The sequence below is a fragment of the Natronococcus sp. JC468 genome (assembly GCF_012163165.1).
GTDB lineage: Archaea > Halobacteriota > Halobacteria > Halobacteriales > Natrialbaceae > Natronococcus > Natronococcus jeotgali.
The window spans coordinates 1-19542 of sequence record NZ_JAAVUO010000038.1; the positions used below are offsets into that span (position 1 = coordinate 1).

The 19542-nt window shown below is 67.4% G+C and carries 19 protein-coding genes, 1 tRNA gene and 2 pseudogenes; 11 read left to right on the forward strand and 11 right to left on the reverse strand.

Annotation, left to right across the window (positions count from 1 at the left end; all coding sequences use genetic code 11):
• The first annotated feature begins 290 nt into the window (after positions 1–290).
• Entirely contained in the window at positions 291–815 is a 525-nt protein-coding gene (locus tag GWG54_RS16580; protein ID WP_008424599.1) for a DUF6789 family protein, read from the forward strand.
• 77 nt (positions 816–892) lie between these two features.
• Here the strand turns inward: GWG54_RS16580 and GWG54_RS16585 are convergent.
• The 6 genes and pseudogenes from GWG54_RS16585 to coxB all read right to left on the reverse strand — a co-directional run bounded on the left by GWG54_RS16585 (position 893) and on the right by coxB (position 5691).
• A pseudogene (locus tag GWG54_RS16585) lies at positions 893–2148 on the reverse strand (RNA-guided endonuclease InsQ/TnpB family protein).
• Positions 2149–2158: 10 nt separating this feature from the next.
• Positions 2159–2410, reverse strand: coding sequence for a hypothetical protein (locus GWG54_RS16590; RefSeq protein WP_167938823.1), 252 nt, complete (start codon positions 2408–2410; stop codon positions 2159–2161).
• A gap of 2 nt (positions 2411–2412) precedes the next feature.
• Positions 2413–2615 (reverse strand): annotated as a pseudogene (locus GWG54_RS16595) (transposase); the annotation flags it as partial.
• Positions 2616–2631: 16 nt separating this feature from the next.
• Positions 2632–4392 (reverse strand): cbb3-type cytochrome c oxidase subunit I, encoded by a 1761-nt coding sequence (locus GWG54_RS16600; protein WP_167938824.1) that lies wholly within the window; start codon positions 4390–4392, stop codon positions 2632–2634.
• Positions 4393–4504: 112 nt separating this feature from the next.
• Entirely contained in the window at positions 4505–4921 is a 417-nt protein-coding gene (locus tag GWG54_RS16605; protein WP_167938825.1) for a DUF6789 family protein, read from the reverse strand.
• Positions 4918–5691: a cytochrome c oxidase subunit II gene (gene coxB, locus GWG54_RS16610; RefSeq protein WP_167938826.1), complete on the reverse strand. Its 774-nt coding sequence runs from the start codon at positions 5689–5691 to the stop codon at positions 4918–4920. Before coxB ends, GWG54_RS16605 begins: the two co-directional genes overlap by 4 nt.
• 214 nt (positions 5692–5905) lie before the next feature.
• Between coxB and GWG54_RS16615 the strand changes: the two genes are divergently transcribed.
• Together GWG54_RS16615 and GWG54_RS21210 are read left to right on the forward strand one after the other, a co-directional pair.
• Positions 5906–6136, forward strand: coding sequence for a DUF6684 family protein (locus tag GWG54_RS16615; protein WP_008424606.1), 231 nt, complete (start codon positions 5906–5908; stop codon positions 6134–6136).
• A gap of 56 nt (positions 6137–6192) precedes the next feature.
• Complete coding sequence (locus GWG54_RS21210) at positions 6193–6318, forward strand: hypothetical protein (RefSeq protein ID WP_008424609.1); 126 nt, start codon at positions 6193–6195, stop codon at positions 6316–6318.
• 47 nt (positions 6319–6365) lie between these two features.
• Here GWG54_RS21210 and GWG54_RS16620 read toward each other — a convergent pair whose 3' ends face one another.
• Positions 6366–7379 (reverse strand): hypothetical protein, encoded by a 1014-nt coding sequence (locus GWG54_RS16620; protein WP_167938827.1) that lies wholly within the window; start codon positions 7377–7379, stop codon positions 6366–6368.
• A 125-nt stretch (positions 7380–7504) separates the two neighbouring features.
• Here GWG54_RS16620 and GWG54_RS16625 point away from each other — a divergent pair, with 125 nt between their 5' ends.
• From GWG54_RS16625 to GWG54_RS16640, 4 genes are all read left to right on the forward strand, one after another.
• Positions 7505–8932: a lipopolysaccharide biosynthesis protein gene (locus GWG54_RS16625; RefSeq protein ID WP_167938828.1), complete on the forward strand. Its 1428-nt coding sequence runs from the start codon at positions 7505–7507 to the stop codon at positions 8930–8932.
• A gap of 51 nt (positions 8933–8983) precedes the next feature.
• Positions 8984–9823 (forward strand): FkbM family methyltransferase, encoded by an 840-nt coding sequence (locus tag GWG54_RS16630; protein ID WP_167938829.1) that lies wholly within the window; start codon positions 8984–8986, stop codon positions 9821–9823.
• An 85-nt stretch (positions 9824–9908) separates the two neighbouring features.
• Positions 9909–11162: a sulfatase-like hydrolase/transferase gene (locus tag GWG54_RS16635; protein WP_167938830.1), complete on the forward strand. Its 1254-nt coding sequence runs from the start codon at positions 9909–9911 to the stop codon at positions 11160–11162.
• A 15-nt stretch (positions 11163–11177) separates the two neighbouring features.
• Entirely contained in the window at positions 11178–12113 is a 936-nt protein-coding gene (locus GWG54_RS16640; protein WP_167938831.1) for a glycosyltransferase family A protein, read from the forward strand.
• Here GWG54_RS16640 and GWG54_RS16645 read toward each other — a convergent pair.
• On the reverse strand, positions 12094–13272 hold the full coding sequence (locus tag GWG54_RS16645) for a glycosyltransferase (protein ID WP_167938832.1): 1179 nt from the start codon (positions 13270–13272) through the stop codon (positions 12094–12096). The two genes, GWG54_RS16640 and GWG54_RS16645, sit on opposite strands and share 20 nt — an antisense overlap.
• Before the next feature lie 104 nt (positions 13273–13376).
• Between GWG54_RS16645 and GWG54_RS16650 the strand changes: the two genes are divergently transcribed.
• On the forward strand, positions 13377–14756 hold the full coding sequence (locus tag GWG54_RS16650; protein ID WP_167938833.1) for a sulfatase-like hydrolase/transferase: 1380 nt from the start codon (positions 13377–13379) through the stop codon (positions 14754–14756).
• A 49-nt stretch (positions 14757–14805) separates the two neighbouring features.
• Positions 14806–15786, forward strand: a complete 981-nt coding sequence (locus GWG54_RS16655; protein WP_167938834.1) for a hypothetical protein — start codon at positions 14806–14808, stop codon at positions 15784–15786.
• Positions 15787–15994: 208 nt separating this feature from the next.
• On the opposite strand, the gene GWG54_RS16660 is transcribed toward GWG54_RS16655, so the two are convergent.
• The 3 genes from GWG54_RS16660 to GWG54_RS16670 form a co-directional block, all read right to left on the reverse strand.
• Positions 15995–16405, reverse strand: a complete 411-nt coding sequence (locus tag GWG54_RS16660) for a helix-turn-helix transcriptional regulator (RefSeq protein ID WP_167938843.1) — start codon at positions 16403–16405, stop codon at positions 15995–15997.
• 398 nt (positions 16406–16803) lie between these two features.
• Positions 16804–16878 (reverse strand) — tRNA-Val (locus tag GWG54_RS16665).
• Between the two features lie 61 nt (positions 16879–16939).
• The gene (locus GWG54_RS16670; RefSeq protein ID WP_167938835.1) at positions 16940–17473 is read right to left on the reverse strand and encodes a cob(I)yrinic acid a,c-diamide adenosyltransferase; all 534 of its coding nucleotides are present in this window, start codon (positions 17471–17473) and stop codon (positions 16940–16942) included.
• A 108-nt stretch (positions 17474–17581) separates the two neighbouring features.
• Between GWG54_RS16670 and GWG54_RS16675 the strand changes: the two genes are divergently transcribed.
• Positions 17582–17746, forward strand: a complete 165-nt coding sequence (locus GWG54_RS16675; protein ID WP_167938836.1) for a hypothetical protein — start codon at positions 17582–17584, stop codon at positions 17744–17746.
• A gap of 68 nt (positions 17747–17814) precedes the next feature.
• Positions 17815–19512, forward strand: a complete 1698-nt coding sequence (locus GWG54_RS16680) for an inositol monophosphatase family protein (RefSeq protein ID WP_167938837.1) — start codon at positions 17815–17817, stop codon at positions 19510–19512.
• The last annotated feature ends 30 nt before the right edge of the window (positions 19513–19542 follow it).

The window sequence follows — 19542 nt, forward strand, 5'->3', positions numbered from 1 at the left end:
TGGGGGGCCGGGGGCCGCGGGGCGGCGCGCGGGCGCCGTCGGCCCGGTCGTCGCGGGCGGACCGGAGCGGTGACCGCGGGGGCGTCTAGAACGCGGCGACGGCGAGGCCGCTGACGAAGACGCCGGCGGCGGCCGCGGCCAGGAGCAGTCCGGGCGCCACCTGTCGTGGCATACCTCCCCCCCCTCGTCGCGCCCCCAAAAAGGATCGGCCGTTCGGCGGCCTGCCCCACCCACCCGCGGTGCCGACGACGGCCCGACAGTTATTACCCGGACTCCCGTACTCCCGGACGATGAGTCAGGGTGACGGACCGACGACGGAGGCAGAACCGCCGGCCCCCTTCGATCGGGACGCCGATATCGACGCCGAAATCGACATCACGCTCCGGGTCGTGCTCACGGCGTTCGCCGGCGGCGCCGCCGGGCTCCTCGCGATGGGGCCGATCCTCTTCGCCCTCCCGGCGTTTCTCCGCCTGTTCAGAGCCGAGCCCCTCGTCGATCTCGCGGCGCTGGGTCGGGTGCTCGGGCTCGAGCCGAGTGTCCTGCTCGGCGTCGTGGTCTTCGCGGCCGGCGGGATCGTCGGCCTGCCGTTACTGTTCGTCGTGGCCGGGGCGTTCCTCCCGCCACGGGAGCCCCGTGCCGCTCGAGGGATCACGTTCGCGACGATCATGTGGACCGGGTTCGTCCTCGCGTTCTGGCCGGGCGAGTACGCGGGCGCGATCTTCCTCGGCCTGTCGCTTGCCGCCCACTGGGTGTACGGATACGTCCTCGGTCAGGTCATGCAGCGGTTCGCCTACATCCCCCAGCACGCGGTGTAAACTACCCCCCCCTACTTCACTCACTGCACACGCGGCTCGCTCGTTGAGGGTGGGGCTTTGATGTGGACTCCCGGCGATCAACTATCAGCGGTTGGCCGATAGCCGTCGCCGTTCAACATCCCACCATTAACACGCACGTCTACTGGTGCGTCTGCGCCCCCCGACGTGGGCGAGGAACGCAGTCTATGCTGTCGCTTCCGCATGTACCGCAGTCCGACGTTTTTCGCGCCGTTGTAGTCCGCGTTGATTTCATACCCACACTTTAAACACTGGAACTGATCGCCGTCACGGTTGTCTTCGTGGGTAAAGCCACAGGCGGGTGCGAACACCGCTGGCTCGTATGATCTGGTTCAACCTGTTCAACCGCTACACCCCGGTCTGGTGCCTTGTACTCAACATATTCGACGAGACGGCGGAACGTCCAGATATGATGCCAGTCATCACATGGCAATCGTTCCCGAACATCCGTCAACTCCTCAAACACGATTACATCGCAGTCATGGTCAACTGCTTCGTCAACGATCTCGTTGACGACCGTGTGGATGTACTGTTTTCGCCACGCCCGCTCACGCTTTCCAAGTCGAAGCAAGGCGTTGTGAGCGGCTTGTGTGCCCCGCTCTTGCATCTCTGCCCGACGTTTCTCGAACTCTCGAATCCAGTGGTCGTACTCGTCACCGCTCCAGAACGTGCCCGTGCTGGCGACGGCGAGACTGTTCACACCGAGGTCGATACCGAGGACTGTCTGGTGCTCGGTATCGTCCGACCCCTCGATTTCAACAGCGTCACCATCCTCGTCTACCTTCCGCGTTTTGACGTGGAAGGAGAACTCGCCGGTGGCTTGGTCGTACTGGAGTGTACTCGTCCGAAACTCGTAGTCTTCCGAAAGGACGTACTCCTCGTACGGAGATGGACTGTCTGCTGGCAACTCAAAGTCACACTCGACTCGTCCGTTCACTGTCGAGAGTGAGATTTTGTTTCGGTAGAACGTGGCACTGCGCTTGTCGTATACCATACTCCACGAGGAGAACTCCGGTTTGTTCGTCCGTTTGCCCTTTTTCCAGCGATCAACGCCGCTGTCGACGGCGTGGACGGCACGCCGGATGGCTTCTTGGACGAGGTTTGCTGTGAGGTCTGTTTCCTCGCGGAGACGATCGTACAATGCATCTCTGGCCTTCGCGTTCGAGGTTACGCAGTCTTCGTAGTTGGTGTTGTCCCAGCAGTAGTTACTGGCCTCGTTCGCGCAGTAGAGAAATTGCTCGGCGGTTTCGTGGAGGTCATCGTGATACTCGTCGGGAACGACGAGTTTGACCGGTACGGTGCGTCTGACCTCCATAGTTCAGATATTATATTGACGGTACATAATCGCCCGGGAGTCGGGCGGCTACCGTCCCGTGATTTGTGTCGTGAAGTGTCGGCTTCCTCCCCGGCCTACTCGCTTCGCGCTTCCGACTGGTCGGAAGCCCTCGCTCCTTGAGGCCGGGGGCTCCGCCTCGAAACTGCTGGAACGCCTCGTATTCACGGACGAGCAGGTCGGCTTTCCTGTTGATCAGCGAGTGGAGTTTGACCCGCCCCGTGGTCGAGACGTTCCGTTGCATACCTACTCATCTGCTTGGGCGTCGATGTACTCCTCGAGGACTTCACTGGAGACGTCGCCCGCACTTGAGACGAAGTCCGAGCGCGTCCACAGCGACGGCAAGCCGAAATCGAACTCGTCTCGGAGGTCACGTGAGGAGTAGCCCTTGACCCGTTTGGGGTGAGCGTCGGGTCGCCCGTGATGAACAGGTGGACGTGGTCGGGGCGAGTAACGGGGCCTCGACTACGGTTCCTCGTCCGGATCGGGTCGCTCGTTCCGGCGTTCGGCGAGACGCTTCTCGAACCACTGCCACTCCCGGGTGAACTGGTCGGTCTCCTTGAGGTTCCAGACGTCGGCGTCGTCGACGATCGTGCCGACACGGGCCGACTGGATCATGTTCACGAGCCAGAGCACGAGGCTCACGCCGAGGATAAAGGCGCCGATGGAGGCGACCTGGTTGAGCGGAACGAACTCCGCGGGGTAGACGCCGTACCGCCGCGGCATGCCTAGGTAGCCGAGGACGAGCAGCGGCACGAACGTGACGAACGCGCCGACGACCAACAGCGTCGCCTGCACCCTGGCGAGCCGGCGGTTGTACATCCGCCCCGTGATGATCGGGAACCAGTAGTAGCTCGCGGCGAACATCGCCAGGGGGATGATGCCGACGACGATGAGGTGGAAGTGGCCGACGACGTAGTGCGTGTCGTGGAGCACGAGGTCGACCGGAACCGCGGCGAGGAAGACCCCGGTGATGCCGCCGACCACGAACGTGCTCATGGCGCCGATGACACAGATCAGCGGGGCGGTGAGCCGGAGCCGTCCGTTCCACATCGTGGCGATCCAGTTGAACTCCTTGATCGCGCTGGGGATCGCGATCGCCAGCGAGACGGCCATGAAACTCGCGCGCAGCCGGGGATCCATCCCGGTGGCGAACATGTGGTGGGCCCAGACGCCGAAGGACATGACGCCGATCGCGATCGTCGAGTAGACGATAAACCGGAACCCGAACAGGCGCCGTCCGCAGAACTTCGGCAGCATGAAGCTGATCAGCCCGAACGCCGGGAGAACGAGGATGTAGACCTCGGGGTGCCCGAAGAACCAGAACAGGTGTTGCCAGAGCATCGGTCCGCCGCCCTCGATCGCGAAAAACGCCGTCCCGAAGTTCCGATCGAGCAGGAGCAGGATGATCGTGCTCCCCAGCAGCGGGAACGCCAGCAGGATGATCCCGCTCGTGACGAGCATGTTCCACGAGAAGATGTCCAGTTCATCCCAGCCCAGATCGTCGGGACGCTCCGTGAAGATCGTGACGATGAAATTGATGGCAGCCATGGTCGTGGCGATGCCGCTCAGGTGAAGTCCCAGCAGCGTCACGTCGATCTGCGGGTTCGTCATCTCCACCGACAGCGGCGTGTACATCGTCCACCCCATAGCGACCGGCTCGAGGGCGGTTAGCGCGGCAATCTCGAGCGGTAGTAGCCCGACGACGGTCCCGACGACGTCCGTGATCAGCCCGCCCCGAACCATCAGCAGTGACGGCGGGAGCAACCAGAACGCGATGGCGTTGATCCGCGGGAACGACAGGTCGTCGGCGTCCAGTAACAGCGGCAGCATGTAGTTGGCGATTCCGGTGAACACCGGCGTCACGAAGAAAAACAGCATCGTGAGCCCGTGGGTGGTAAACACCGCGTTGTACGTCTCCACGTTCCAGACGGTGGTGTCCGCGACCAGGAGTTCGGTGCGCATCATCATCCCGTCGGTCGCGCCCCACAGTGCAGCCGCCGTCCCGAAGAGGATATACAGCAGTCCGATGTCCTTGTGGTCGACGGTCGTCAGCCACCGGAGGAGGCCGGACGGCTTCTCGGTGGTGGTCAGTCCGATCTTCGGCGTGACGATACCCCCGTCGGCGTACGACGTCGGCGGCGAATCGGCTCGGAATCGGTAGTACGCCGCGAGCACGAGCAAAGCTCCCAGGGCTACCGCGACTCCGGGAACCGGTCCGATCATCGTTCCCCCCCGCGCGATTCGGGGTCGGCGACCGCCCCGAGCCGTCGAGCGACCGACCCGTCCGTCGTCCGCGTGTCGTTTCGTATCATGTGTCGAATCCGGGTGTCGTTGCTCACGTTTCCTCGAGCAGCCGTGCGTACACCGCTCCCATGGTGAACCCGTATATCCAGTGGGCGAACAGCGTGTACACGCCGAAGAAGACCAGCAGGGGACCGCCGATGTTTCCGCGACCGGTGATCACGAACGGGATCCACAGGATCGTTCCGAAGACGACCCCGCGGGCCGCCGGATCCGGACCGAGAGGGAGGTACGGCTCGAGCGCGAGAAACAGCAGCGGCCAGGCGAGCACGCCGGCGGCGACGAACAGCGCGAATCCGATCGTCGTGTCGCCGGGCGTTCCGATGAACCGGGCGATGACGGCGAACAGTTCCATCACCGACCGGGTCTGGGCCTCCAGCAGCATGAGCAGCAGCGACATGGCCCCGGTTCCGGCGACGCCGCCGGCGATCGCGCTCGGTCCCCGCTTCATGATTCGTTCGAGGCCGTCGATTCGTTCGAGGCCGAGCCGTCGGATCCCGATCGCTGGTCGTCAAGCCACGCGTCGTACTCCGACTCGTCGACGACCCGGATCGACGAGAGCATCTCCGGGTGCCCCGTGCCACACAGCTCGGCGCAGTACAGTCGGTACTCTCCCGTCTCCGAGAGCTCGGTCCGGACCAGGTTCGCCTCGCCCGGGACGGCGTCCTGTTTCAGCCCCAGATCGGGCACGTGGACGGAGTGTATCACGTCCTCCGATGTGACGTACATGTACACGGTTCGATTCGCCGGAAGGACTATCGTTTCGTTCGTCGTCACGCCCTCGTTCGGGTAGTCGGCCGTGAACGCCCACTGCTCGGCCGTCACGTTCACCTCGACGGCGTCCTCGGGCACCTCGCCCGGTTCGGGCTCGCCGTGGGGAGAGTCGCTGATCGTCGAGACGGCCGGGTCGGCCAGCACGTGAAACGAGGCCGTCCCGACGAACAGCAGGACGAGCGCGGTCGCGACCGTCCACGTGATCTCGAGCTGTCGGTTCTCTCGGGTCGGTTTCGGGTCGTCGTTGTCGCGGAACCGCCAGATCGTGTAGATCAGGATCGCTTCGACGAGCACCGCGATCGGAACGGCGATGTAGAGCAGCTGTCGGTTGAGTCTGCTGATGAGCTGGTCCGTCGCCGAACTGGCGAGTGCAGTTGCCGGAACCGTCGCTAGCACGGCCGGTATCAACACTGCAGCGACAATAGCCCCACGACGTGCGCGTCCCATCTACCGAGGGGCTACAGCGAGACCCTCCATAAACGTTTGTCCGGCAGCGGGCGCGTCGGCACCGCGAACCGAGCGGACTCGGAACATGTTCCGGGGACCGCCCGATCGACGCGACCCTCGGTGCGGCGTCGCGCGGCCGTCGCGGTTGCGGAGCCGCCGACGCCGTCGTCTGCCGTCGCGACCGTTTATTACGCTCCCGATCCAACGCGTACCCATGCTGGAGTGGCTCTCCCGAGAGACGGTGGTCGACATCTCGATCAACGCGGCGCCGATTCTCATCCTCGCGTACTCCGCGGTACTCATCGAGCTGTCGTCCCCCTGGGGATTCGACCCGCTCACGGTCGTCCTCACCCACACGCTCACCCTCGTGCCGCTGGTCCTCCTCGTGTTCGCGACGTACTACGCCGCGCGCGCGATCGAACGCGACGCCGCCCGCTCGCAGTAGGCGTCCTCGCCGGCACCCATTTTAACTTCCGAGGCGCCCTACTGACGCCTCGAGCGATGACGCTTCCCTCGATGTACACCCCCGACGGCGTGTTCGCGTACATGGTCCTCGTCATCGCGCTCACGCTCGTCGCCTCGGTCGTCTACCTGCTCGCGTTCACCGGCGCGAGCGTGCCGTTCTGACGCCGCCGTCCGCACGGACCCGAACACCGCCGCGCGACGGTCGGCGCTCAGACCTTGTAGCCGAGCGCCTCGAGCTGGGCCTCCAGTGCCTCGGAGTCGACCCGCGCGTCGTCGGGCTCGCTCACCGTCGGCTCGTGGGTGTGGCGATCCTCGGCGGTCGTCTCCGCCCACGGCACCCTTCTGATCTTCGGGTGGAGGCTGCCGATCTTGTGTCCCAGCACGCCGTACTCGCCGAAGGCCTCGCCGTGGTCCGCGGAGATGACGACCCGCTCGGCGTCGAGGTTCTCGAGCAGGAGTGCAACGTCGTCGAGGACGTACCGGAGGTCGTCGAGGTACGCGTTCCAGACCGTCTCGACGTCGCCCGTCTCCGTCAGGTATCCCCACCAGTCGTCCTCGTACTCGTACAGCTCCCGATCGTCCTCGAGGGCGTTCGAAACCCACGGCGAGTGGGGCTGGAAGTAGTGGAGGATCGTCCGATCGTAGGACTCGGTCCGGGAGACCGAGATCGCGCGATCGGTGACGTACCGCGGCGGGGTCATCCCGTCGACGTGGCCGCGCTCGCCGTCGACCCCCCAGGGTTCGTACCGGAAGAGGTACTCCGCCTTCCCCAGCGCGTCGATCCCGACCGTCGGCATCGCCCGGAGCGCCCTGTAGGTCAGGTGCTTCCCCGGGTCGACCTCGTGGCGCCTGTCCTCGAGCACCTGCTGGAGGCGGCCGTTCGCCGAGAGGTACGCCGTGTTGGCGATCTCCCGGCGGTGCGCTTCGTCGAAGGTCCTGGCGATCCACTCGGCGGAACCCCCGCCGACCGATCGGATGCTGTCGATCGCGCCGAGGAAGTCGTACTCGTCGGCGACGGCCTCGAGCGCGTCGACCCGACAGGTGTCGAGCAGGATCAACACGTCCCACTCCCTGTCGAAGACGTTCGTCCCGATCGGTCGCCGCCCGTTGAGCCTCGCGGCGGGGAACCGATAGAGGTAATCGAGCGCGACCTCGTCGAGCGCCCGGCCGGGGTGTTTCAGCCCCTTCTTGACGTTCTCGAGGCTCCAGTCGTACTGGGACATCGGTCCGGTGCGGATTCCCGTCGCGAGGATTTAGCTCTGTTCGTTCGCCCGGCCCCGCGAGGAAACACCGTATTGATACCGCGGTAGAAGCAACCCTCCACCAACGCCGGTTACGTGATGGCCCAATGAGATACGGTCGCACCTCGATAGTGAACTTCCTCTCCCAGCTCGCGATGTCGTTCGCGGGCTTTTTCGCCACGATCGCGCTCACGCGGACGCTGGGAGCCGACCGGTACGGCGCCTACGTCGTCGTGCTGGCGGTGCTGTCCTGGCTCACGATCGCCGGCAACGTCGGGCTCTCGCAGGCGATCAAAAAGCGGGTGAGCGAGGCCGCCGAGGGGAACTACGTCGTCTCCGGGCTGCTCGCCCAGTCCGTTCTGTACGTCCTCCTCGCGGTCGTCCTCCTGCTGGCGCGGCCCCACCTGAACGCCTACATGGGCGTCGACGCGACGCTCGTTCTCGTCGGGCTGTTGGGCGCCAGGCTCGCGGGCGATTTCGTCCAGAACGTCCTCGACGGCCAGCGCCTCGTGCACGTCTCGAGCGTGCTCTCGCCGATCGAGTGGACGACCCGAAGCGTCGTCCAGGTCGCGCTCGTCCTGACCGGATTCGGCCTCGCCGGCGCCTTCGCCGGCTACGCGGTCGGGGCGCTGGTCGCCGTCGCCGTCGGCAGCTACTTCCTGTCCGTTCCGCGGACGGTCCCGACGCGGCAGGAGTTCCGCCGGCTCAAGTCCTACGCGCAGTTCTCCTGGCTCGCGTCGGTGCAGGGACGGACGTTCCTCTCGATGGACACGGTGGTGCTCGCGGCCTTCGTCGCCAACGACGTCATCGCCGTCTACGAGATCGCCTGGAACGTGGCGTCGCTGTTCGCCATCTTCGGGTCCTCGATCCGCCGGACCCTGTTCCCGGAGATGAGTCGGATCTCCTCGGAGAACGGCGTCGACGAGGAGATCACCGGCCTGCTGCGGACGAGCCTGACCTTCTCCGGGCTGTTCATCGTTCCGGGGCTGGTCGGCAGCGCGATCGTCGGCGACGTCGTGTTGAGCATCTACGGTCCGGAGTTTCGAACGGGGTACTACATCCTGCTCGTACTGACGTTCGCGCGCCTGATCTACAGCTACCAGGGGCAGTTTCTCAACACGATCGACGCGGTCGACCGACCCGACCTCACGTTTCGGATCAACGCCGTCTTCGTCGGCGCCAACCTGGCGCTGAACGTCGCGTTGATCTCGGCGTTCGGCTGGTACGGCGCCGCGACCGCGACGACGGTTTCGGCCGCGCTGGGCCTCGGACTGGGGTACTGGTACGCCCGGCGGATCGTCGACGTCGTCGTTCCGTTCCGGGAGGTGCTCAACCAGTGGCTCGCCGCGGCCGCGATGGCGGTCGTCGTCCTCGCCGGACGGCTCGTCCTCGGCGACTCGCTGCTCGCCGTCGTCCCCCTCGTCGGGGTCGGCGCGGCGGTCTACTTCGGCACTCTGCTCGCACTCTCGGGCGAGTTCCGGGCCGCCGTGGAACGGAACCTGCCGGACGACGTCCCGATTCCGGACCTCGAGTAGGCGCCGCCGGCCGACGGAGAGCATATAACGGTGCCGCCACGAGTGCGTTCCATGAGCGTCATCAGCGACGGGGTCGCGTTGCTTCGCGAGGAGGGGCCGAGCGAGTTCCTCGGCGGCGTCGGGCGCCACCTCCGGTGGTGTGCCGGCCAGTACTCGATCTGGGTCCGGAGCCGCCTCGCCGCGGCTCGCGGCCGAACGACGCTGTCGGTCGGCGACGCGAGTGCCGCGTTCGTCGCGGCGGACGCCGACAGCGTCGCGGCAACGCTGCGGCGCCACCGCAGCGAGCGCGCCCAGCTCGCCGCCGTGCTGGCCGATCTCGAGCCCGGCGACGTCTTCTACGACGTCGGCGCGAACACCGGTCTCTACGCCTGCCTCGCTGCGTCGCGCGGCTCCCGCGTCGTCGCCTTCGAACCGTACCCCCCGAACGTCGCGGAGCTCCGGCGAAACGCGGCCCGCAACGGGATCGACGCGTCGATCCACGAGGTGGCCCTGTCGGACGAGTCGGGAACCGTCGGGTTCGAGACGGAGGACGGAACCAACCTGAACGACCCCGGTGCCGACTCCCCCGGGTTCGGCCGGGGACGGATCACGGCCGACCGGGGCGACCTCGAGGTGCCCGCCGTCCGGGGGGATACCCTGATCGACGAAGGGGCGGCCCCGCCCCCGACCGTCGTCAAGATCGACGTCGAGGGCGCCGAGTCCAGCGCGATCGACGGCCTCGCCGGGGCGCTCTCGAACGACCGGTGTCGGGTGGTCTACTGCGAGGTTCACGAGCCGAGCGAGCTCCCGGCGCTGCTCGAGCGGTTCCGTGATCTGGGCTTCGACGTCGCGGAGCGACTCGAGACCGACAAGGACGAACTCGTCGTCCGCGCGAGCCGGAACCGCGACTGAGGCCGTCGCCTCGAGAGCGGGCCCCAGCGGGGCGTCACCGCCGGAACCGAAAGCGATTAGGACCGAACCGAGAGACAGACGGTAGATGCATCCCGTCGTCCTCCTCAGCGTCGATTCGCTGCGGTTCGACCGCGCAACCGAGGCGTGTCTGGGGGAGTCGCTCCCGATCCTGAACGAGGACTTCTGTCGGTTCGAGAACGCATACTCCCACGGGGTCGCCACGCCGTTTGCCTTCCCCGGGATCGTGGCCGGCGTCCACCCCGAGGGCAACGGGTGGATCCCCGACTCGGCCACGACCCTCGCGGAGGGGATCCCCGGGCGGTCGACGGCCTACGCGAACAACGGTCACCTCCACGAGGAGCGGGGGTACACGCGCGGGTTCGACCGCTTCGAACAGCACCCCTCGGTCGACGGGCAGGGCGGGATCTCGGTGGTCGACCGCGTCGCCCGGCGCCTCCAGCGGATCGAGTCGATCCGCGAGGCCCGCCTCCCGAAGGCGATCTACAACCGCTACCTGCGAGAGCCGCTGCCGATCTCCTCGCTGCCCGCAGACGGAATGACGACGATCCTGCGGGACCACCTCGAGGGCGGGCCGGAGGCGTTCGTCTGGGGTCACTACATGGACCCCCACCTGCCGTACCACCCCGAGATGGCCGTCGACCCGCCCGCGGACGTCCCCAGCCTCGAGGAACTCGAGGACGTCAAGGAGCGCATCGCCGCGGGCGACGCGGACGCGCTCACCGAGGACGAGCTGGCGACCGCCCGCGAGCTGTACGACGGCAACGTCCGCTACTTCGATCGCCACTTCGCGTCACTGCTTCGGTGGCTGCGCGAGCGCCCCTGGTACGACGACGCGCTCGTCGCCGTCGTCTCGGACCACGGCGAGCTGTTCGGCGAGCACGGGCTGCTCTTTCACAACTGGGATATCGACCCCCACGACGAGGTCGCGCACACGCCGCTGTGGGTCAAGTATCCCGGCAGCGAGGACGCCGGGGCGAGCTACGACCACGTCGTCGGCCACGGGGACGTGCTCGCGACCGTCGCCGACGTCCTCGAGGGGACGGCGCTCGACCCCCCCGAACACACCGCGCCGCTGCGCCGGACGTCGGGCCGACACGTCGTCACCGTCTCGAACACGGTCAAGCGGCTGACCGAGGACGGAGGGTCGCGTTTCCTCCGGCGCGACGGCACCGCCGAGACGCGGGGATCGGTCAGCGACGAGGGCGCGGCGTTCGTCGAGTCGCTCGCGTTCCCGGAGTGTCGCAACTCCGTGGGTGAGGCGATGGGCGTCGAGGAGGCCGAGCGCCAGCGCCGACTCAAGAACCTGGGGTACCGGTAACGAGCGACCCCGAAGATGTCCCACCGAACCCCGTCCGACGATCCCGAAATCTCGGTCGTCGTTCCCGTCTACGACCAGCCCGAGCTTCTGGTCGAGGCCCTCGACAGCGTCCGCGACCAGACGTTCGGGCCGCTCGAGGCGGTCGTCGTCGACGACGCCTCCGAAACCGACTTCGAGCCGATCGTCGACGAGTACGGCGACTGGGTCCGCCTGCTCGTCCACGAGGAAAACAGGGGCGCGGCGGCGGCGCGCAACACCGGGATCGAGGCGACCGACGGCGAGTTCGTCGCCTTCCTCGACGCCGACGACGTCTGGCGCCCGCGGAAGCTCGAGCGCCAGCGCGCGGTCTTCGAGGGGCGAGGCGAGGACCTCGGGCTGGTCTACGCGGGGTTCGTCCAGTACGACACCGACGGCTCCGAGCTGGTGCGACGCCCCGACGCCCGCGGCGAGATCCACCTCGCCGAACTCGAGCGCGACCGCGTCCACCCGACCTCGACGGTGACGGTTCGCCGGTCGTGTCTCGAGCGCGTCGGCGGCTTCGACCCCTCGCTGCCGAGCCGGCAGGACTACGACCTGTGGATCCGGCTCACCGAGTACTACCGGGTGGACTTCGTCGACGAGGTGCTCGTCGAGAAACGCGAGCAGCCCGGGGGGATCTCGAAGGACTTCGACCGCCGGATCCGCGGGGACCTAGCGGTGTTCGAGAAGGTCCGGAAGCGAACAGCCGACCTCGACCTCCCGACCCGGCTGCGGATCCACTCGTTTCACCACCACGTCATCGGGCGGGACTACGACTCGAACGGGGACCGCCGGAAGGCGCTCGCCCATCTCGGGCTCGCGATCGCCCAGTACCCGTTTCGACCCCGCTCGTGGGCGATGTTCGCGATTGCGCTGTTCGGCGTCGACAGAAACGGCCGCCTGCTCGGAACCCTCAAGCGTCTCGCTCGGTAGCCCCGTCGACGTCGGCGTACCACGACGGCTCGATCGAGCTCCCCTCGACCGCCCTCGAGATCGCGTCGCGGATCCCCTCGCGGAACGCCCCGATCGAAAAGCGCTCGGCGAAGGACTCGATCTCCCGGTCGGACCATGCGACCCCCTCCGCCTCGAACGTCCGGACCGACTCCGCCAGGGTCCGTCCCTCGGAACCGTCGCGGACGTGCGTGTACCCGTTTTTCCCGTCGACCACCTGGTACTGGGTCATCCCCTCTCGGACCCCGAGCAGCGGCGTGCCCGAGGCCAGCGCCTCGACGGGGGAGATGCCGAAGTCCTCGTCCTGGCCGTTGAAGACGAACGCCTTCGCGCCCGCGAGCAGTTCGCGCTTCTCGCCCTCGTCGACGTAGCCCCGGAACTCGACGTTGTCGCCGGCCCGACGCTCGAGGGCGGCCCGATCAGGACCGTCGCCGGCCACGACGAGCCGGGCGTCGAGGTCGCCGAACGCGTCGACGATCTCGTCGACGCTCTTGTGCCAGTCCAGCCGCGACAGCGTGAGGTAGTACGACCCCGTCTCGGCGGCCGCGGGCGAGTAGGTGTCCGTGTCGACGGGGGGGTAGACGACCGCGATGTTCTCGGGTGAGACGCCCCAGTACCGGACCATCCGGCGCTTGACGTGCTCGGAGTTGGCGACGAACAGGTCGGGCTTGTGCGTGTTGTGATCGAAGGCGACCCGAACGAGGTAGTAGAGGAGGAGTTTGGCCGTCGCGGCCGGCCCGTCGCCGAGTTCGCCGATCCGGTCGGACTGGCGCCGGTTCGTGTGGTGGACGTACGCGACCCAGACCTGCTCGGTCGGGGGGACGTAAAACAGCGGCTCGTTCCCGCTCGTGAGGAGGACGTCGTACTCCCGGAGCGGGTCGGCCTTCTGCCAGCCCAGGAGGTGCGCGGCCATCCGCGCGAGCCCGCCGCGGCGAAGCGCCCACTCGTTGAGCCGACCGGTTATCAGCTGCTCCGTCTCGACGTCGGGCGGTTCGATGGACTCGTCTTTCCAGCCCACGTACAGGGGCACGTCCTCGAACGTCCGGGCGAGCTCCCAGGCGACCCTGTCGCCGCCGCCGTTGACGTGTTCCCCCCAGTGGGCGAGTGCGATCTCGGACCGTCCCGCGGAACCGCGATCCATCGTCCGTGTCTGGCACACGCCCCGCTATAGGTCTCACGGATGGCGTCGGGCACCTCGAGGCGGGCTCCGTCACCTACTTGATCCCCACGGCGAACTACTCACGCATGGCTCGAAACGTCGTCCTCGTCTGTCTGGACACCCTTCGGTACGACTTCCTCGAGCGCCACGGCGGCCCGCTGCGCCGGGAGGCCACCCAGTCGTTCGAGGAGTGCCGAACCGCCAGCACCTGGAGCGTTCCGAGCCACGCGAGCATGTTCACCGGCCGGCTCCCCCACGAGCACGGCTTCCACTCCGCGACGCCCCGCTTCGAGTCCCTCGAGGTCGAGGAGACGTTCCTCGCGGACCTGCCGGACCACCGCCGCGTCGGCGTCAGCGCCAACCCCTATGCCAGCCCGGTCTTCGGATTCGACGGACTGTTCGACGACTTCCACCACGTCCCCTCCTCGATGCCCTATCCCGAGGGGCTCTCGCCGTCGCGGTTCTGGCACGAGTCGACCGCCGAGGGCGTCGACCGGTACCTCGAGTACCTCCGGAGCTGCGCGCGCCACGACCACCCCCTCAAGAGCGTCGCGAACGGGGTCGCCTCTCAGGCCGAGGAGCTGTTCCGCTCCCTGCCCGTCGCGAAGCCGTTCGACGACGGCTGCGAGCGAATCCTGCGCCGGGTCCGACGGGAGCTCGAACGGTCGGAAGAGCCGACGTTCGTCTTCGCCAACATCATGGACGTCCACGGGCCGCTCGCGAACGTTCGGGGGTACGACCAGTCGCTGCTGTCGGCCGAGGCCCGGCGGAACGCCCCCGAGCTCGACGCCCTCGAGTTGAACCTCGAGGACGCCTTCGACGAGCGCGCGGCCGACCTCGAGCGCTACCGGGAGCTCTACGCCGCCGCCACGGAGTACGTCTGCCGACAGGTGGCCGCGTTCTGTCGGTCCGTCGACGACGACACCGCCGTGATCGTCACCGCCGACCACGGGGAGCAACTCGCCGTCGACGGGCCGCCGCGGCGCTTCGGCCACGTTACGCCCGACGTCAGTGAGGCGCTTCTCCACGTCCCCCTCGAGATCGTCAACGCCGCGGTCGACGCCGACGCGTCCGAGCCGATCTCCCACCTGGATCTGGGCTCCCTCATCGCCTCGGTCGCGACCGGGGAGCCCTTCGAGCCGCGGGCGCCGATGGCCGCGGAGGTGGCGGGACTCGGCGTCGCCCACCCGCCGACCGACCACGACCGCTTCGAGTTCTGGAACCGGACCTCGCGGTGCGCCTACCGCCCGGAGGGCAAGTACGTCTGGGACTCGCTGGGTTCCGCCGCGCTGTACGACCGCGAGGACGGCGCGTACGACCTCGAGCGGGAGGGCGGCCCGGAGCTCGTCCCCGAGGAGGCGAGGGCGGCGTTCTCGGCGCCGATCGACGACGTCCGGAGCGAACCCGACTCCGCGGACGTCGACGGCGCGGTCGAGGCCCAACTGCGCGACCTGGGCTATCTCTGATCGCCGGACACCACGACCTTCTTGACCCGGCGCTCGCTACGGGCGGACGATGGACGCCGATCTCGCCGACTGGATCGCGGAGCTGCGAGAGCACGCCCGAACCCACCCCGCGCGGGCCCCGCTGTACCTCCTGTTTACCGCCTACCTCTCGGTCTGGTACGCGATCACCTCGCGGGTCCCGCTGGGCCGGAACGTCTACGACTCGGACTGGGACCTGCTGGTCGTACTGGACGCCTGTCGGGTCGACACGCTCCGGGAGGTCGCCCCCGAGTACGAGTTCATCGACGAGGTCGACGAGGCCTACTCCGTCGGCAGCCAGTCCGCCGAGTGGATGGCCAACACCTTCACCGAGTCCAGGCGCGAGGAGATCGGCCGGACCGCCTACGTCTCCGGCAACGGGTTCAGCGAGACCGTCTTTGTCGACGGCCAGTACCCGCCCGTCAACAACGCCGTCCCGATCGACCTCTCCTCGTGGTCCGTCGTCGACGAGTCCGCCTTCGGCGCCCACCGGACCGTCTGGGAGACCGACCACGACGAGGCCTACGGCTCGGTGCTCCCGGCGGCGATGACCGACCACGCCATTGACGCGGGCCGCAACGGCGACGCCGACCGGATCATCGTCCACTACACCCAGCCCCACCTCCCCTACGCCGGCGCCGCCTACCGCGAGGGCCGGGAGCCGACTGAAGTCGAGAGGCGGGGGTACGAGCTCCTCGAGGAGGGCGCTGCCACACGGGAGGCGGTGTACGAGGCCTACCGGGAGACGCTGCGGTGGGTCCTCGACGACGTCGCGGAGCTGCTCGAGAACGTCGACGCCGAGGACGTCGTCATCACGTCCGACCACGGCGAGGCCTTCGGCGAGTGGCGCGCCTACGGCCACCCCGAGGGGTTCCCCCACCCGGCCGTCAAAAAGGTCCCCTGGGTTGAGACGACCGCTACCGACGAGGGAACCCGCGAACCCGACCTCGAGGCGGGGTCGTCGGTGGATACGGACATCCAGGAGCACCTCCGGGATCTGGGGTATCGCTGAGCGTCGTCTCCGCGGCTCGAGCCGACTCGGGAAACGGGTCGGTCCTCGAGTCGATCCGGACCACCGCTCGGCGAGCGGGGTCTCACCGAACGACTCGGCTTCGGGTTCGGCGTCGACGGCGGAAACACCCGTTCTGTCGTCCAGATACGGTCGGACGGAAAACGGAACGCGGACTGCAACACAGACCCGGGCGTCGAACCGTCTCCGATCACTCCCCAACCGAACTGTCGTACAGCTCTCCGAACGATCGCTCGCCGCGGATCAGTTCGTCTACACCCTCTGTGAGCGTAACCTCCCCGAAGATCGTCGCCCGGTAGTAGGTGTACAGCCCGTCCTGACCCCGCTCGGTGCGCTGTCGCTTTTCGATAAGATTCGCGTCGAGAAGCTCGTTGAGGTGGTAGTGGAGGGTACTGTCGTCGATCCGTATCGCTTCCTCGAGTTCCTTCGGGCTCATCTCGCCGCCGTGAACGAGCCGGTAGAGGATCTCGTATCGGGTTCGATGACCGACGGCGGCGTGCATCTCGAGGTATTCCTCCAGAGAGAGGACGCTGTCCGCCGGCAGTAGCTCCTCCGGATCGTCCGGAAACTCCCCGTCGACGGCGCGTGAATTCATGGCTATCCTACCTCGAAAGACGAGGGGAGGACTCTTAGTGGTTGTCGAGCCGAAAGCTCTGGAAAACACTGTCGGGACCGAATCGGAACTCGTCGATACCCTCCGACGGTTCGCGGGCGAGATTATGCACCGTGAGCGTCGCGGCGATCTTGAGCATCTCCGTTGGCCATCGATCCGGTTTGTGGATCGAAAACGGCCTCAGTCGTTCTCACCGCCGCTCGCGCGACTGGACCTTCCCTCACGCGGACAGTCGTTGCGTGAGGTGGCGGACTGTCGTGGGTTGGGGCAGATTTGAACCTCGCCGAGACGGTCGTCCTCGCATCGCTCGGACGCTGCGACTCGTCTGGTTCAAACTGCCCAACGTGACGAATTTGCTGCTCGCGGATTGCTCGCAGCAAAATTAGTGGGTTGGGGCAGATTTGAACTGCCGACTTCCTCCGTGTGAAGGAGGTATCATAACCGGACTAGATCACCAACCCGCACCCCAAGCTATCGGTGCGCCCGACTTAAGCCTTCCTTTCAGCCTCGAGTCTCGAGCGATCAGTACTCCGGGGACTCCTCGGGTTCGCCCTCGCGCTGGTTGACGAGGCGGGCGAACGTAAAGAGGCCGTCCGAGAGGCGGTTGAGGTACTCGACGGTTCGCTCGTTGATCCGCTCGCTCGAGGCCAGCGCGACCGCGCGGCGCTCGGCGCGCCGACAGACCGCGCGGGCGTGGTGGAGCCGCGCGCCGCGGTCGGCGCCCGTCGGCAGGATAAAGGAGGTCAGGGGCTCGAGCTCCTCGTCGTACTCGTCGATCCAGTCCTCGATCGTCTCGACGTGGTCGGCCCGCACCTCGGGGTCGTCCTCGTCGGGGTCGGGGTTCGCGAGGTCGGCCTGGACGACGTGGAGGTGGTTCTGGATCGTCCGGAGGCGGTCGTCGACGTCGTCGTGGCCCGTCGGCCGCACGGTGCCGACCAGCGCGTTGAGCTCGTCGACGGTGCCGTAGGCCTCGATGCGCGGATCCGTCTTCGAGACGCGGGTCATGTCCCGGAGGTCGGTCTCGCCGTCGTCGCCGCGACCGGTGTAGATCGCCATACCGTCCTCGAGGATCGGTGTCCACTTAGTTTCGGCGTCGGTCGGAGCCGTCGCGAGAGGGTCCGACGAATCAGTACGTTAAACTCGCTTCGAACGGTAGCCGTCGGCATGGCCATGGAACTCGATCACGAGTGTCCGAACTGCGGCAACGAGAAGACGTTTTACCGCGCCGCGAGCACGACGCTGCACCTCGGGGAGAAGGTCAAGTGGCACTGCCCGGACTGTGACTACGGCTTCGTGCAGATCGACGGCATCGACTCGAGCGCGGCCTGAACCGGCCCGAACCGTTCTCCCGGCGCCGAGCGCCAGACCCATAGTCGCGCGGTTCGAGAATCTACCCGATGCAAGGACGGCGGCTCGCGACGACCGAGGAGCTCATCGCCATCGTCAGCCCCGGCAGCGATGACGTCGTCGCCCGCCTCGCGGCCTGGGCCGACGACCGCGGGATCGGGCTCTCGACGGTCGACGTCGGCGAGCCGATCGACGACGTCTACGACGGCAGTCGGGCCACCCTGGGGATCACGATCGGCGGCGACGGCACCTTCCTCGAGGGAATCAAGACCTTCGCCCCGCGGGGCGTCCCCCAGCTGGGGGTCAACACCGGGACGCTCGCCTTCCTCGCCCGGGTCGAGCCCGAGGACCTCGAGGCGGCGCTCGACGAGGTGCTCCGCGGTCGGGCGGCGATCGACAGCCGCCAGCAGGTCGCCGTCCGCGGCCCGGGGGTCGACGCCACCGGGATCAACGACGTCACGATCGAGCACGTTCCGCCCGAGGACCCGGTCGACAGCAAGATCACGCGGCTGGACGTCTACGCCGACGACGAGTACGTCGGCGAGTTCGAGGGGACCGGGATCGCGGTCTCGACGCCGACGGGGTCGACGGGCATCTCGCTGTCGGCCAACGGACCGATCCACTACCCGGCGAACAACCACACGCTCCAGCTGGTCCCGCTGCACACCCACCAGCTGGGCGTACGGCCGATCGTGGTCGCGCCCGAGACGGAGTTGCGAATCATTACCCGGGGACCCGCGAGCCTGCTGGTCGACGGCGGCCGGGCCAACGCGCTCCTCGAGGAGGGCGAGGAGGTGCTGGTCACGGGCGCTGAGAAGCTCGCCCACGTGGTACACACGAGCTACGACGACCACTTCTTCACCGCGATCGCGAAGAAGCTCGGCTGGGACGTTCGCGACGTCGACGAGCCCCCGCGGGTGCCCGCGGCAGATCCCGACGGCGAGGCCGAAGGGGACGACTTCCTCGAGCGCGCGCGGACGATCGCCACCGAGGCCGCCGAGGCCGCGGGCGAACCGCTCCGGGAGCTCCACGGCCAGGTCGAGTCCGTCGCGGTCAAAAGCGACAAGTCCGACATCGTCACCGAGGCCGACCACCAGGCCAACCGGATCATCACGACGGCGATCGAAAACGAGTACCCGGACCACGGGATCGTCTCCGAGGAGCGCCCGCGGGACGTCCGCGAGGACGGCTACACCTGGGTGATCGACCCCCTCGACGGGACCGGGAACTTCGCCCACGGGAACCCCAACTACTCGGTCTCGATCGCCCTGCTCGACGGCGAGTACCCGGTCGTCGGCGTCGTCTACGTCCCCGAAACCGACGAGCTGTTCGACGCGATCGCGGGCGGGGGGGCCCGGCGGGACGGCGACCCGATCGAGACGACCGACCGCGACCGCCTCGACGAGAGTATGCTCATCTCCGGTTACGACCCCGACGGCTCCTTTCTCACGCGGTTCTACCAGGAGACCCGCGGCGTGCGCCGCCTGGGATCGACGGCGCTCAACCTCTGCTATCTCGCCAGCGGGAGCGCCGACGCCACCTGGGAGTACGACACCAACCCCTGGGACGTCGCCGCCGGGCTGGTGATCGCCCGCGAGGCCGGCGCGCGGCTCACTGACGAACGCGGCGAGCCGTTCGTCTTCGAACTCGAGACCGAGGATCGGTCGGCGCTGCTGGGCTCGAACGGGCCGTTGCACCCGGCGCTGCTCGCACACCTCGAGGGCGACGACGCCGTTCGGGACCGGTAGCCCGCGGTCCGGGTATCGTTTGCCGGTTCC